Annotated in this window: 12 protein-coding genes; 6 read left to right on the top strand and 6 right to left on the bottom strand. The window is 73.4% G+C overall.

Features of this window, described 5'->3' with window-relative positions; all coding sequences use genetic code 11:
• The first annotated feature begins 498 nt into the window (after nucleotides 1-498).
• A complete protein-coding gene (locus tag ACZ56L_RS16325; RefSeq protein WP_471064619.1) occupies nucleotides 499-1,140 on the top strand; it encodes an IclR family transcriptional regulator in 642 nt (213 codons plus the stop codon).
• A gap of 110 nt (nucleotides 1,141-1,250) precedes the next feature.
• Nucleotides 1,251-2,060 carry a S16 family serine protease gene (locus ACZ56L_RS16320; RefSeq protein ID WP_345222505.1) on the top strand — a complete coding sequence of 270 codons (810 nt, stop codon included), beginning with the start codon at nucleotides 1,251-1,253 and terminating at the stop codon, nucleotides 2,058-2,060.
• Between the two features lie 108 nt (nucleotides 2,061-2,168).
• Here the strand turns inward: ACZ56L_RS16320 and ACZ56L_RS16315 are convergent, their stop codons facing one another.
• The 4 genes from ACZ56L_RS16315 to ACZ56L_RS16300 form a co-directional block, all read right to left on the bottom strand.
• Entirely contained in the window at nucleotides 2,169-3,497 is a 1,329-nt protein-coding gene (locus ACZ56L_RS16315) for an MFS transporter (RefSeq protein WP_471064617.1), read from the bottom strand.
• On the bottom strand, nucleotides 3,494-3,709 hold the full coding sequence (locus tag ACZ56L_RS16310) for a hypothetical protein (protein ID WP_468687885.1): 216 nt from the start codon (nucleotides 3,707-3,709) through the stop codon (nucleotides 3,494-3,496). Before ACZ56L_RS16310 ends, ACZ56L_RS16315 begins: the two co-directional genes overlap by 4 nt.
• A 189-nt stretch (nucleotides 3,710-3,898) precedes the next feature.
• The gene (locus ACZ56L_RS16305; RefSeq protein ID WP_471064614.1) at nucleotides 3,899-4,576 is read right to left on the bottom strand and encodes an ArsR/SmtB family transcription factor; all 678 of its coding nucleotides are present in this window, start codon (nucleotides 4,574-4,576) and stop codon (nucleotides 3,899-3,901) included.
• Nucleotides 4,577-4,666: 90 nt separating this feature from the next.
• The gene (locus ACZ56L_RS16300; protein WP_189823968.1) at nucleotides 4,667-5,137 is read right to left on the bottom strand and encodes an Lrp/AsnC family transcriptional regulator; all 471 of its coding nucleotides are present in this window, start codon (nucleotides 5,135-5,137) and stop codon (nucleotides 4,667-4,669) included.
• 210 nt (nucleotides 5,138-5,347) lie between these two features.
• On the opposite strand from ACZ56L_RS16300, the gene hppD reads away from it, so the two are divergent.
• The gene (gene hppD / locus ACZ56L_RS16295) at nucleotides 5,348-6,508 is read left to right on the top strand and encodes a 4-hydroxyphenylpyruvate dioxygenase (RefSeq protein WP_468687880.1); all 1,161 of its coding nucleotides are present in this window, start codon (nucleotides 5,348-5,350) and stop codon (nucleotides 6,506-6,508) included.
• A gap of 595 nt (nucleotides 6,509-7,103) precedes the next feature.
• On the opposite strand, the gene ACZ56L_RS16290 is transcribed toward hppD, so the two are convergent.
• Entirely contained in the window at nucleotides 7,104-8,570 is a 1,467-nt protein-coding gene (locus ACZ56L_RS16290) for a tetratricopeptide repeat protein (protein ID WP_471064612.1), read from the bottom strand.
• Between the two features lie 97 nt (nucleotides 8,571-8,667).
• Here ACZ56L_RS16290 and ACZ56L_RS16285 point away from each other — a divergent pair, with 97 nt between their 5' ends.
• Nucleotides 8,668-10,041, top strand: a complete 1,374-nt coding sequence (locus ACZ56L_RS16285) for an FAD-binding oxidoreductase (RefSeq protein ID WP_345222522.1) — start codon at nucleotides 8,668-8,670, stop codon at nucleotides 10,039-10,041.
• Between the two features lie 116 nt (nucleotides 10,042-10,157).
• On the opposite strand, the gene ACZ56L_RS16280 is transcribed toward ACZ56L_RS16285, so the two are convergent.
• Nucleotides 10,158-10,604 (bottom strand): SsgA family sporulation/cell division regulator, encoded by a 447-nt coding sequence (locus ACZ56L_RS16280; RefSeq protein ID WP_345222524.1) that lies wholly within the window; start codon nucleotides 10,602-10,604, stop codon nucleotides 10,158-10,160.
• A 227-nt stretch (nucleotides 10,605-10,831) separates the two neighbouring features.
• On the opposite strand from ACZ56L_RS16280, the gene ACZ56L_RS16275 reads away from it, so the two are divergent.
• Both ACZ56L_RS16275 and ACZ56L_RS16270 read left to right on the top strand, forming a co-directional pair.
• Complete coding sequence (locus ACZ56L_RS16275; RefSeq protein WP_471064610.1) at nucleotides 10,832-12,718, top strand: RDD family protein; 1,887 nt, start codon at nucleotides 10,832-10,834, stop codon at nucleotides 12,716-12,718.
• A gap of 84 nt (nucleotides 12,719-12,802) precedes the next feature.
• Nucleotides 12,803-13,531 (top strand): RDD family protein, encoded by a 729-nt coding sequence (locus tag ACZ56L_RS16270; RefSeq protein WP_471064608.1) that lies wholly within the window; start codon nucleotides 12,803-12,805, stop codon nucleotides 13,529-13,531.
• Nucleotides 13,532-13,550 lie beyond the last annotated feature (19 nt).

Below are 13,550 nucleotides of genomic sequence, written 5' to 3'. Positions count from 1 at the left end.
GCCCGAGGGGCGGCCCCCACGGTCGGCCCTCGGCGTGTTCGTCACACTATTGCGCTGGTCAGCGCGGGTATATGCCCGAAAGTCCTACCCGTCCATGACTTTGGACCCGAGCCGTTCCTCCGGTGCTCTCCGCTGCTCTCCGGTGGATCGCGGACGGATCTCGGCGGGTTCCCGAAGGGGCCTTGGAGTGTCCCGAGTGGGTCCGCACCGGCCCTCGGAGGGCCCCGGGTGGGGGATTGCGGCGGGTTTCGGCGGTTCGGGGCCGGAGGTGCGGAGGGGGCAACTCCCTTTCCGCGCCCGGATTCTGGACGAGGTCTTCCGCTGAGCGGAGTGGATCGCTACCTTTCCGGCAACGCATAACGCCCCGTGGCAGCGCCGCCTCGGAGCGCAGCCGGTGCCAGGGCCTGCCGGCGGCCTCTGCGCGCGTTGCCGACGGAACCGGTGACGAGCTCGATGCGCAGGAGGACCGCCCGCACTCACCACGGAGGAGTGGGCGTCGTGACCGCGGAGACTTCCCAGACGCTCGACAGAGGACTACGGGTCCTCAAGCTGCTCGCCGACACGGACCACGGTCTGACGGTCACCGAGCTGTCCAACAAACTCGGTGTCAACCGCACCGTGGTCTACCGGCTGCTCGCCACCCTGGAACAGCACGCCCTCGTACGCCGTGACCTGGGCGGTCGTGCCCGGGTGGGCCTCGGGGTGCTGCGACTGGGACGGCAGGTGCACCCCCTGGTGCGGGAGGCCGCGCTGCCCGCGCTGAGGTCCCTCGCCGAGGACATAGGGGCCACCGCCCACCTCACCCTCGTCGACGGCGCGGAGGCCCTCGCCGTCGCCGTGGTCGAGCCGACGTGGACGGACTACCACGTGGCCTACCGGGCGGGCTTCCGCCACCCGCTCGACCGGGGGGCGGCGGGGCGGGCGATCCTGGCCGCCCGCCAGAGCGTCCTGATCGAGCCCGGCTACACCCTGACCCACGGCGAGCTGGAGGCCGGGGCGAGCGGGGCCGCCGCACCGCTGATGGGCGTCACCGGGGTGGAGGGAAGCGTCGGGGTCGTCATGCTCTCCGATTCGGTGCCCGAGCGTGTGGGGCCCCGGGTGGTCGACGCGGCCCGCGAGGTCGCCGACGCGCTCAGGTAGGGGGCCCGACTGGGGGCGGGCCCAGTAGGAGGTGGGCCGGCAGGAGACGGGCCCCGTAGGAGACGGCCCGGCAGGGGAGGGGCGTGCGGGGCGGCCGATAGATTAAGGGCGTGCTCCCTCTTCTCTCTCGGCTCTCCCGCAACAGCCGTCTCGCCCTCTGCGCCCTGCCCGTCGTCGCGCTGCTGGGGGTGGCGGCCCTGGCACCGCTGCCGTTCGCGGTGGCCCAGCCCGGGTCGGCCACCGATGTCCTGGGCAAGGACAGCAAGGGCCGCCCGGTCATCAACGTGACCGGGGTGCCGGCCCGGGAGACCGAGGGAAAGCTGCGGATGACGACCATCGTGGCGACCGGCCCCTCCATCGACCACCGCTTCGGCGACCTGGTCGACGCCTGGTTCCGGGACGACCGGGCGGTCATGCCGCACAGCGTGGTCTACCCGGTCGGCGGTGACGACAAGGAGATCTCCGAGTACAACCAGGGCGAGATGGTGAAGTCGCAGAACAGCGCCGTCTCCGCCGCCCTCGGCTACCTCGGGGACAAGGGGAGGGGCGCCAAGGTCACCCTCAACCTCGCCGACATCGGCGGACCCAGCGCGGGGCTCCTGTTCACCCTCGGCATCATCGACAAGATCGACGGGAACGGCGCGGGCGGTGACCTCACCGGCGGCCTCGACGTCGCCGGTACGGGGACCATCGAGGCCGACGGCACGGTCGGCCAGGTCGGGGGCGTACCGCTGAAGATCAAGGGCGCGAAGGCGGACGGCGCGACGGTCTTCCTCGTACCGAAGGCGGAGTGCGAGCAGGCGGCGTCCGACCTGCCGGACGGCATGCGCCTGGTGCCCGTGAGCACCCTTGACGACGCGGTGTCCTCGCTCAGGGAGCTGGCGAAGAAGGACGGGGCGCGGAAGGTGCCGAGCTGCTGACCGGAGCCGCCGCCGGGTCTGCCTCCGCCGTTCCCGTCGGGCCCGCCCCCGGATTCGCTTCCGCCGTACTCGTCAGACCCGCCGCCGGACTCACCCCCGCCGTATTCGTCAGACCTGCCCCGGACTCGCCTCCGCCGTTCTCGTCAGGTCCGTCCCCGGACTCGCCCCCGCCGGCCCCTCCGGGGTCGGTGTGTCGTCCATGGTGCGCCAGGACGGGAAGACCAGTGGGCTCAGCGTCGCCAGGAAGTAGAGCCCGCCGACCAGCAGCAGCGCCGTCCTCAGGCCCGCGCCCTCGACCAGGAAGCCCGCCGTCAGGCCGCCCAGCGGGATCGTCAACTGGCAGCCCGCCATGATGATGCCCGAGACGCGAGTGCGCAGTTCCAGGGGTACGCGCTCGAAGATGACCGTGGACAGGATCGGGTTGAGCGTGCCGACCAGCAGCCCGCCGAGCGCCAGGGTGACCGCCAGCGGCAGCGTGCCGTCCGTCAGCGCGGCGACCAGGAAGCGCGGCACCTCGCCCACGACGAACGCCGCCGTGAAGACCGCCCGCCGCGAAAAGCGGTGCCCCACCGCCCCGTACAACAAGGCCCCCAGCAGCGCGGCGCCGCCGAACAGGGCGCTCAGCAGGCCGAGTTGAGCGGCCCCACCCAGGTTCTCCCGGGCGTGCACGGGGAAGAGAACCGAACTCCAGGACTGGTTCAGCCCGTTGGTGAGCATCACCATCAGGACGACGGCCGTCAGCAGCCCGCCGGAGGCCACGTACGCGTACCCCTCCCGCAGGTTGCGGCGGTACGTACGGAAGGAGGGCCGGGCCGTCGACCGCATCGGCTCCGCCGCCCGCACCCCGCGCACTCCGGCCGCGACCAGCGCCGCCGAGACGGCGAACGTCGCCCCGTCCAGCAGCAGAACGGCCTCCGCGCCGAGCACCGCGATCAGCACCCCGGCCAGTGAGGCACCGGCCATCCGGGCTCCGCTCGACGCGGCCTCGAAGAGGGAGGCGGCCCGCGCCAGGCTCGTCCCGGCGTGTTCGGCGAGGTCGGGAACGAGGACGGAACGCGAGGTCATCCCGGGCGTCGCGACCAGCCCGCCGAGCGCCATCAGGGCGCACAGCATCCAGAACTCCAGCACCCCCGCGTAGTGCAGCACGGGGATCGCGGAGACCGTGAGGCCGCAGATCAGATCCGTGACGACGCTGGTGCGTCGCCGTCCGAACCGGTCGATCAGCGGCCCGCCCACCAGCGCGGCCACCACCACCGGCAGCGTCGCGCAGAACGCCACCACGCCGGCCCGGCCCGCGCTGCCGGTGGTCTGGAGCACGAACCAGGGCACGCCGATCAGGGTCAGCGAGTTGCCGGCGGTGGAGACGGTGTGCGCGGCGAGGAGGGCGCCGAGGGGCCGCCGGTCGGGCCCGCCGCTCGCGCTCGGGGGAGCGCTCACGAGACGCGGGCCGTACGGAGCCGGGCGTCGTCGGCGGTACGGACGAGACGCAGCCCCAACTCGACCAGTGCCCAACCCAGTTGGGTGCGCACATCGCGGTGGCCCGGGAGGCCGGGGTGCTGGGCCTCGGCGGCCCGGCGGTGGGCGCCGGCCTCGCGCCGGAGGTCGGCGGAACGGGCGTGGTGCAGGCGGTGGAAGGTGTCGGGGTGCATGGCGGTGCTTCCTCTCGGTCGTGGTGGTGCCGGGGGAGGGGGAGGCCGTGCTGTGCGGGTCATGAGGGTGCGCCGGGTCGGCCGGTGGCGGCGGGCATGCCGAAGCGACCGGTGGCGGGTGCGGAAGGTGCGGTGGGTGCGGAAGGCGCGGTGGGTGCTGAGGGTGCCGGGTGCCGTCCCCGGGGAGTCTCAGGTCCTGGGCAGGGGGAACCCGTGCAGGTGGAACCGGTACTGCCGGGTGCCTTCCGGCAGGTCCTCACCGTCGTCCGCAGGGCGGTAGCTCTCGATCAACTGGTTCAGACGGGCGTTCAGTTCGCGTGCCGACTCCGGGGTCATGGCCATGGTGAAGTCGCTCATCTCGGTGGACCGCCGCCATTCCTCCGGCCAGTCGCGCGAGGTGGCGATCCAGGTGCTGAGTTCCTGCGTGTGCTGGTTGGCGACCTCGTGCACGAAGAGATCCGCCGCGCCGCGCACCGCCGGGTCCGGGCTGTTGGCCAGCGAGGAGTCGAAGGTGGTCCCGTCGTGGCTGGCCCGCCACCAGCGCTCGCGGCCCTTGCCCCGCTCGGGGGCGTCCTCCACGAAGCCGTACGCCGCCAACTGGCGCAGGTGATAGCTGGTCGCCCCGCTCGACTCGCCCAGTTTCTCCGCGAGTTGGGAAGCGGTGGCCGGTCCGGTCAGCCGCAGGGCGCGCAGGAGCTGGATGCGCAGCGGGTGGGCGAGGCCGCGCAGGGTGCGGGCGTCGAGGGCGTGAATCCTCCGCTCGGTGGTCGGCTCCGGCGAGGCAGATGCGGACGTGGGAGCGGGGGCGTTCGCACCCTCAGGAGTGCCGGGGGAGTGGGGGGCGTCCGGAGCGTCGAGTTCGGGCATGCCTCTACCGTAAAGTTGCAAAGAACCCCTTGCAAGGGTTTTTCTGCAACTACTTCTTTGCAACTCGGCCTCTGTCCTCGAAGGGCCGGGTCAGGTCAGCCCGGACGCCTGCTCCACCAGCGGGATGATCCGCAGCGGAACGGGATTCTCCATGACGATCGCCGTGGAGGCCCGAACGATCCCGTCAAAACCCACCACCCGGTCGATCACCCGCTGAAGATCCGCGTTCGAGCGCGCGACCAGCCGGCACAGCATGTCCCCGTGCCCGGTCGTGGTGTGCAGTTCCAGCACCTCCGGCACCGAGGTCAGATGGGCCCGTACGTCCGCCCCCTGCCCCTGTTTGATCTCCAGTGTCGCGAACGCCGTCACCGGGTAGCCGAGCGCCGCCGGGTCCACGTCGGGGCCGAACCCCCGGATGACGCCATTCGACTGAAGCCGGTCCATCCGCGCCTGTACGGTCCCGCGCGCCACCCCGAGCCGCCGCGACGCCTCCAGCACGCCGATCCTCGGCTCGCGCGCCAGCAGCACGATCAGCCGCCCGTCCAGTTCGTCCACTGCCATGCCCGCCCCCGGGGGGTTGTGGTCCTGTGCGAAGTGCCCGGCCATCCTGGCCTGCCGCCGGGCGGATCGGCCAGTCGGCACGGGTGCTGTGCGTGTTGACGGTGGTCATCCTGTACAGATAGCCCGCCCTTACCCGCTCACTGCTGAGCACATTGTCCAGTGTTTGTGCGAACTATTGCGCACCTTGCGAAGTGGCGGGACGCTCCCCCCATGACTGAGACCACGACTGAGCCCACCGGGCACGCCACCCCCACCACCGCGCGCGAGGCCGACCCCTTCCCGGTCAAGGGAATGGACGCGGTCGTCTTTGCCGTCGGCAACGCCAAGCAGGCCGCGCACTACTACTCGACCGCCTTCGGCATGAAGCTCGTCGCCTACTCCGGACCGGAGAACGGCAGCCGCGAGACCGCCAGTTACGTCCTCACGAACGGTGCGGCCCGCTTCGTGTTCACCTCCGTCATCAAGGCGGCCACCGAGCACGGCCGCTTCATCGAGTCCCACGTGGCGGAGCACGGCGACGGCGTCATCGACCTCGCCATCGAGGTCCCGGACGCCCGCGCCGCGTACGCCTACGCCACCGAGCAGGGCGCCACCGGCCTCACCGAGCCGTACGAGGTCAAGGACGAGCACGGCGTGGTCGTGCTGGCCGCCATCGCCACGTACGGCAAGACCCGCCACACCCTGGTCGAGCGCAAGGGCTACGACGGCCCGTACCTGCCCGGCTTCGTCACCGCCTCCCCGATCGTCGAGCCCCCGGCCAAGCGCACCTTCCAGGCCATCGACCACTGCGTCGGCAACGTCGAGCTCGGCAAGATGAACGACTGGGTCGGCTTCTACAACAAGGTCATGGGCTTCACCAACATGAAGGAGTTCGTGGGCGACGACATCGCCACCGAGTACTCCGCTCTGATGTCGAAGGTCGTCGCGGACGGCACCCTCAAGGTCAAGTTCCCGATCAACGAGCCCGCGATCGCGAAGAAGAAGTCGCAGATCGACGAGTACCTGGAGTTCTACGGGGGCGCGGGCGTCCAGCACATCGCCCTCGCCACCAACGACATCGTCTCGACGGTGCGCACCATGCGTGCGGCCGGTGTCGCCTTCCTCGACACCCCCGACTCGTACTACGACACGCTCGGCGAGTGGGCGGGCGAGACCCGGGTGCCGGTCGAGACGCTGCGCGAGCTGAAGATCCTGGTGGACCGGGACGAGGACGGCTACCTGCTGCAGATCTTCACCAAGCCGGTCCAGGACCGGCCGACCGTGTTCTTCGAGATGATCGAGCGGCACGGGTCGATGGGGTTCGGCAAGGGGAACTTCAAGGCGTTGTTCGAGGCGATCGAGCGTGAGCAGGAGAAGCGGGGCAACCTGTAATTCCCCTGCGGGGCCGGCATCTTCCCCTCGCGGCCCCTCATTCCCGGTGGCCCCACGGACCTGCCCCGTGGGGCCACCGCCCGTCCCCTCCCACGCCCGCCGTCCCGTGCAGCGCGCTCCCTGCGTCACCCCGCCCCCGAGCCACCGCAGCCGCCCTGCCTCCCCCGTCCCCTCGGACTTCCCCCTCAGCCCTCTTGGGCGACGGGGCCGCCCCAAGGGGGCGAGGGGGGTACCCCCTGCTCGAGCGAAGCCGAGAGCTTGGGGGAGGGCGGGCAAGGGGGCGGCCCCTCCCGCTCCCGGCCCACCCGGGTGCCGCCCCCTACGTAAGCGCCTGCACCGGCTGCGCGACCCCGCCCAGGCCGAGAGCTCAGCCCCGGCATTGGGCCAGACAGCCCCCTCCTGCTCAGGCAGAGAGGCCCCGGACCCGCCCCTTTCCCTAAAGCGCTCGCCGCGCGGCTGCCGCCGGTTCCCGTGCAGGAGCGTCGTGGCTGGTCGCGCAGTTCCCCGCGCCCCTGAAGGGGCACCACCCCCGGTGGGAAACGTGCGGGAGCGTTGCTGGCTCCTCGCGCAAGCCCCCGCCCCCGAGCAGGGGAAATCAGCGCCGCCGAGGCCCGTTCGACGTCGCGCGTGAGCCGGAAGTGCCGGCCGACGGCGACTTCGCCCGGTACCCCCACACGTTCCGCGGACCGCCCTCCACCGGCTCCCCGAGCCGGTCCAGGGCGGTCCGGGCGCGCGGCGCCCACAGCGGGGAGAACGCCGGGTGCACCCGCAGCGCCTCCGTCACGTGCCTGCGGGCCGCCCCGTACTCGCCCAGCGCCCGCTCGATCTCCCCCCGGTGATAGAGGAACAGCGCGTTCCGCGCCCCCTCCTTCACCGCCCTGCGCGCGTACTCCAGCGCCGCCTCGTCATCCCCCGTACGGTGCAACGCCCACCCCAGCGCATCCGCCACCTCCGCCCCCGGATGCCGCGAGAACTCCTCCCGCAGCAGCTCCACCGCCGTCTCCGCGTCCCCGTGATCGGCCTCCAGCCGCCCCAGGACCAGGTTCCCGCGCACCCCCTGCCTGCGGTTCCACTCCACCTGCGCCCGCGCCACCCCGTACTGCGGGTCTCCGTCCCCCGTCGCCGCCTCCAGCAACTCGCCGAGTTCCAACGCATATTCGGGCCTCGGCAGGCGGACGAGCGCCGACTTGTACGCCTTCACCGCCTCCGCCGTGCGCCCCAGCGCCGCCAGCGCCCTGGCCCGTCCCGCGACCGCCGCCCCCTGCCCCCGCTCGATGCCCAGCGAGGCGTCGTAGTACCCGAGCGACTCCGTCACATCGCCCCGCTCCCACGCCAACTCGCCTGCCCTGCGGAGCTGTTCCGCCTTCTGCGGTCCGCCGTCCGCCGCGGCCACCGCCTCCGTCGCCAGTACGGCCGCGTCCTCCCGCCAGCCCTTGTCGCGGTACGTCTGCGCCGTCCAGCCCAGCGCCGCGGCCCCGCCGCGCCTCTCCATCAGCTCCTCGGCCGTGCGCGTCGCCGCCTTCGTGTCACCGAGGCGGCCGTACGTGTCGATCAGCAGCGGATACGTCTCCCACGCGTCCGGCGTTCGTTTCCGCACCGCCTCCGCCGCCCGCCCGGCCGCCGCGAAGTTCCCCCGGGCGTGGTCGAGTTCCGCCATCGCCAGCAGCGCCCGGACGTTCCCCCGCTCCGCCGCCCGCACCTTCAGCGAGTGCCGCAGCGCACCCTCCGCCCTCGGGTAGTACACGGCGTCCGCCGTCCGCACCCCCCGCGCCACCAGCGCCGCCCCGAGCTCCGCCCAGGCCCCGTCGTCCCGGGGACGCGCCCGCGCCCGCGCCTGGAGCCCCGCCAGCGCCGCCGCCGACCCGGGCGCCCCGGCCGCCGGCCTCGGCGCGGGCTCCTCCTCGGGCTCCGCCCCCAGCACCACCACAGCCCCGGCCGCCAGCACGGCCACCCCCGCCGCCGCCCCGATCCGCCGCCCCCACCGCCCGCCCCGCCCGCGCCGCGGCGCGGTCCCGCCGGTACCGCCCGACCCAACACCCTGCTCCGGCTCCCTGGCATCCATGCCGCCACCATGCGCCAGTACGACGAGCACACCCGCGTACCCCTCTCCGTTCCGCAGACGGGTTCACACCGATGGCCCCGAGTGCCAGGCTGGCCCCATGCCCCTGGACGATCTTCAGGCCCTGCTCCGCGCCGGCCTCCCCGACGACGCCCTGGTCACCGACCCCGACGTCGCCGCCTCGTACGCCCACGACATGGCCGGCTTCTGCGCGGCGGGCACCCCCGCCGCCGTCGTCCTGCCCCGCACCGTCGAACAGGTCCAGCACGTCATGCGCACCGCGACCGCGCTGCGCGTCCCCGTCGTCCCGCAGGGCGCCCGCACCGGTCTCTCCGGGGCCGCCAACGCCACCGACGGCTGCATCGTGGTCTCCCTCACCCGGATGGACCGCATCCTCGACATCAGTCCCGTCGACCGCGTCGCCGTCGTCGAACCCGGTGTCGTGAACGCCGTCCTCTCCCGCGCGGTCGCCGAGCACGGCCTCTTCTACCCGCCGGACCCCTCCAGTTGGGAGACCTGCACCATCGGCGGCAACATCGGCACCGCCTCCGGCGGCCTGTGCTGCGTGAAGTACGGAGTCACCGCCGAGTACGTCATCGGCCTGGACGTCGTCCTCGCCGACGGGCGGCTGCTGCGCACCGGCCGCCGCACCGCCAAGGGCGTCGCGGGCTACGACCTCACCCGGCTCTTCGTCGGCTCCGAGGGCAGCCTGGGCATCGTCGTCCGCGCCGTCCTCGCCCTGAAACCCGCCCCGCCCGTCCAGCTCGCCCTGGCCGCCGAGTTCCCCTCCACGGCGGCCGCCTGCGCCGCCGTCTGCGCGATCATGGAACGCGGACACGCGCCCTCGCTGCTGGAACTCATGGACCGCACCACCCTGCGCGCCGTCAACGCCATGGCCCGCATGGGCCTCCCCGAAACCACCGAGGCGCTCCTCCTCGCCGCCTTCGACACCCCCGACCCGGCCGCCGACCTGGCCGCGCTCGGCGCGGTCTGCACCGAGTTCGGGGCCACCGAGGTCGTGCCCGCCGACGACCCGGCCGAGTCCGAACTCCTGCTGAAGGCGCGGCGGTTGTCCCTCACCGCCCTCGAAGCCGTCAAGTCCGCCACGATGATCGACGACGTCTGCGTGCCCCGCTCGAAACTCGCCGCGATGATCGACGGCACCGCCGCCATCGCCGAGAAGCACGACCTCACCATCGGCGTCTGCGCGCACGCGGGCGACGGCAACACGCACCCCGTCGTCTGCTTCGACGCCGCCGACGCGGACGAGTCCCGCCGGGCCCGCGAGTCCTTCGACGAGATCATGGCGCTCGGTCTGGAACTGGGCGGCACCATCACCGGCGAACACGGCGTCGGCGTCCTCAAGAAGGAGTGGCTGGCCCGCGAACTCGGCCCGGTCGGACTGGAGATGCAGCGTGGCGTCAAGGCCGCCTTCGACCCGCTGGGCATCCTCAACCCCGGAAAACTGTTCTGATCCGCACGGACCGGACCCGATGACCACCGGGCGCGACAGGGACCGGACCCGGTGGCCGCCGGGCGCGACCCCGACGGCCACTCCCGCCACCTCGTCATCCACCCCGACGTGACCGATCAGCCCTCCCCCTCCTGCTGCGCGGTCGCCAACAGCTCGGCCAGCGCGTCGTCCAGGCCGAGCTGCCCCCGCTCGCTGCCCAGCGGCACGACGTCGAGCGTCCGCTCCACCCAGGCCGACACGGCCGGCGACGACGCCTCGAGCAGCGCGTCGCCGTCCGGCGAGGCCAGTGCCAGACACACGACCGAACGCCCGTCGACCTTGGTCGGCCAGATCCGGACATCTCCGTGTCCGCAGGGCCGAAAGACCCCGTCGACCAGCAGTTCACGGGCGAACGTCCAGTTGACGGGGTAGTCCGAACCGATGTGGAACGTCACATGCGCGGCGTACGGGTCACTCGTCCGGTAGACCAGCCGTGCCGGTACGGGGATGGTGCGTTCGGGGGACAGAACGAGGTTCAGCTCCAGCTCTCGTTCCACGACGGTGTGCTGCACGGGGTTCCGCATGGGGACGCGCTTCCTTTCCGGTACGGGGCCCAGGGGCGGGCCGTACAAGGTGAGAGCGCGCACTCCGCTTCCCATTACGCGACTTCGGCGAAAGTTTTTCCCGACGACCGGCAATGACCGGAAAGTGGTGCATCCGGGCGGAGCGGCCCGGTGGCGGGCGGCCGTCTGGTAGATGTGGACCCCGGAAATCAAGACAACGAGGCCACTCACAGATACGGGACACGGTGATGAGCGCCCCCACACCGGCCAACGGCGAGAACGCACCCGGCCACGGCTTCTATCCCGACCCGTCCATCCCCGGCTACGTCCGTTACTGGAACGGCAGTTCCTGGGTGCCCGGCACCAGCCGCCCGGCCCCCGCGCCCGGCGAGCCGATGCCCGTCCCGCCCCCGGGCGCCGTCCCCGTCGCCTCGCCCGCGGCCTCCGCCGGCCTCCCCGACCTGGCTCAGGTCCCGGCCCCCGCCCCCCGGATGGAGGAAACGGGCCCCTTCCCCTCGGCGACCGAGGAGCCGGGCCCTTACCGTTCCGCCGTGGGCGAGCCGGGCCCTTTCCGTTCGGCCGTGGACCGGCGGGGCCCCTTCCCCTCCGCGGCCGAGGAGACGGGCCCCTTCCCCTCCACGGCCGAGGAAGCCTTCCGTTCCCCCGCGAACCGGAGAGGCCCCTTCCGGTCCGCCCCGGACGAGACCGGCCCCTTCCCGCCCGCGGTCGAGGAAACCGGCCCCTTCCCGCCCGCGGTCGAGGAGACCGGCCCCTTCCCGCCCGCGGTCGAGGAGACCGGCCCCTTCTTCTTCGACGAGGACGAGCAGCCCGCCGCCCAGCACCCGGCCCGCCCCGCGTCCTCCTCCCCTTCCCCGTCCACCCGGCCCGCCGCCACCGGTCCGGCCCGTGAGACCCCGCCCGGCGCCGGCCACGAGGTCCAGGTCCGCCGCGCCCCCGAGTCCCCGGTCGCCTGGCAGGCCGACACCTCCCGCCAGTCCGGCTTCGGCGGCGACCACGACCGCCGGGTCTCCTGGGGCTCCCCGTCCGACGCGGCCCCGGCGGCCGCCGCTCCCGCCGCCTCCTCCGGTACGTCCCCCACGCGCCCCGCGTCCGGCGCCTCCCGCCCCGCCGCGCCCCTCACTCCCGCCCAGGACCGCGCCCCCGGCCCCCGCGACCCCCGCACCCCGGCCGACGCGCTCCCCGCCCGCGCGGAACGCCCCGCCCTGGAGCCCACCCCCGCCGCCGAACCCGACGGGCGGCGGGGCCGCCCCCAGGGGGCGAGCGGGGCATCCCCCGCACAGGCTGAACCGGGTCCTCGGGGAGGAGGGGCCGAGGGAGCGCCCCTCGCCTCCCCCCGCCCCGCCCCGGAGAACGCCGCACCCCGGACCCCGGCCCCCGCGCCCGCCCCCACCCAGGCCGCCCCCTCCCGCGACGGCACGATGACCATCCGTTCCGTCACCCCCGACACCCGCCCGCCCGCGCAGACCGCCCCCGCCCCCCGGGGCCCCGCCGCAGGACAGGCCCCGGCCGGGTCGCAGGCCCCGGCCCAGTCGCAGGCCCAGACCCGCGTCGCCCCCTGGAAGCCCCCGGTCGAGGACCCCTTCACCCGCGCCGCCCGCGAGCAGGGCAACGCCCGCCCGGCCGGCCTCGGCCGCCGTCTCGCCGCCCGCCTCCTCGACACCCTCGTCCTCGGCGCCGCCGTGGCCGCCGTCGCCGTGCCGCTGGTCACCCGGGCCGTCGACCACATCGAGGAGAAGATCCGCGCCGCCAAGCTGTCCGGCACGACGGTCACCGTCTACCTCCTCGACAGCACCACCCTCGGCATCCTGGGCGCCGTCCTCGGCGCCTTCCTGCTCCTGGGGCTGCTCTACGAAGCGGTCCCGACCGCCAAGTGGGGCCGCACGCTGGGCAAGAAGGTCTTCGGCCTCCAGGTCCGCGACATCGAGGAGCACGAGCCGCCCCGCTTCGGCGGTGCCCTGCGCCGCTGGCTGGTGTACGGGGTGCTGGGCGTGCTCGGCATCGGCGTCCTCAACGTGCTGTGGTGCCTCTTCGACCGCCCCTGGCGGCAGTGCTGGCACGACAAGGCGGCCCGCACCTTCGTCGCCGGCAGGCCGGGCAGGCCGGGCGGCCGCTGAAGAAGTCCCCCCGCCGGCCCCGCCCGTCCCCCGAACGGCGTCCGACCCGTTGCGGGCCCCGGACGCCGGGGGTCGACTGCCGGTATGAGCACCGACCAGCCGCCGCCCGGCGTGCCGCCTGAGAACGACCCGTTCCGGAAGTACCCGCCACCCCCTCCGCAGGGCGGCGCCGGCAGCCCGTACGACCAGGGAAACGCCGGCAGCCCGTACGACCGGGGCGGCGCCGGCAGCCCGTACGACCGGGGCGGGAACCTGCCCCCGTACGGCGGCGGCCCCTATGACGGCGGGGCCGGCGGTTTCGGCGGCGCCGGTGGCTACGGCGGTGCCGACCCGCTCGCCGGGATGCCCCCGCTGGCCTCCCTCGGCAAGCGCTTCGTGGCCCGCCTCATCGACATGCTGATCGTCGGCGTCCCGATGGGCCTTCTGGGCATCCCGTTCGGCTCCTACGAGCGGGTCACCGAGACCACGGACGACTTCGGCGACACCTTCACCCAGGTGACCTCCGGCAAGAGCCTGCTCTGGTCGGTCGTCGTCATCGCCGTCTACCTGGCGTACGACACGATCCTCACCGTGAAGAACGGCCAGACGATCGGCAAGCGCGTGATGGGCCTGCGGGTCGCCGTGCTGAACGACGGCCGCACCCCGACGACCGGTGTGGCGCTGCTGCGTGCCGCGGTGCTGCTGGTACCCGCGCTGGTCTGCTGCTACTGCCTGTGGTGGCTGGTCAACCTGGTGATGGTCGCCGTCGACAAGCCCTACCGGCAGGGCCTGCACGACAAGGCGGCGAAGACCGTCGTGGTCACCACCGCCTAGTACGAGGTGCGGAGGGCGT

The sequence above is a fragment of the Streptomyces sp. NPDC039736 genome (assembly GCF_055596485.1).
Note: the sequence above shows the minus strand (reverse complement) of the source record. Positions and strands in the feature narration are given on the sequence as shown.

Bases quoted from the DNA above. Each gene is read 5' to 3' on its own strand.
- ACZ56L_RS16310 (WP_468687885.1), bottom strand. From the start codon at position 3,709: ATGCACCCCGACACCTTCCACCGCCTGCACCACGCCCGTTCCGCCGAC.
- ACZ56L_RS16305 (WP_471064614.1), bottom strand. From the start codon at position 4,576: ATGCCCGAACTCGACGCTCCGGACGCCCCCCACTCCCCCGGCACTCCT.
- ACZ56L_RS16300 (WP_189823968.1), bottom strand. From the start codon at position 5,137: ATGGCAGTGGACGAACTGGACGGGCGGCTGATCGTGCTGCTGGCGCGC.
- hppD (WP_468687880.1), top strand. From the start codon at position 5,348: ATGACTGAGACCACGACTGAGCCCACCGGGCACGCCACCCCCACCACC.
- ACZ56L_RS16290 (WP_471064612.1), bottom strand. From the start codon at position 8,570: ATGGATGCCAGGGAGCCGGAGCAGGGTGTTGGGTCGGGCGGTACCGGC.
- ACZ56L_RS16285 (WP_345222522.1), top strand. From the start codon at position 8,668: ATGCCCCTGGACGATCTTCAGGCCCTGCTCCGCGCCGGCCTCCCCGAC.
- ACZ56L_RS16280 (WP_345222524.1), bottom strand. From the start codon at position 10,604: ATGCGGAACCCCGTGCAGCACACCGTCGTGGAACGAGAGCTGGAGCTG.
- ACZ56L_RS16275 (WP_471064610.1), top strand. From the start codon at position 10,832: ATGAGCGCCCCCACACCGGCCAACGGCGAGAACGCACCCGGCCACGGC.
- ACZ56L_RS16270 (WP_471064608.1), top strand. From the start codon at position 12,803: ATGAGCACCGACCAGCCGCCGCCCGGCGTGCCGCCTGAGAACGACCCG.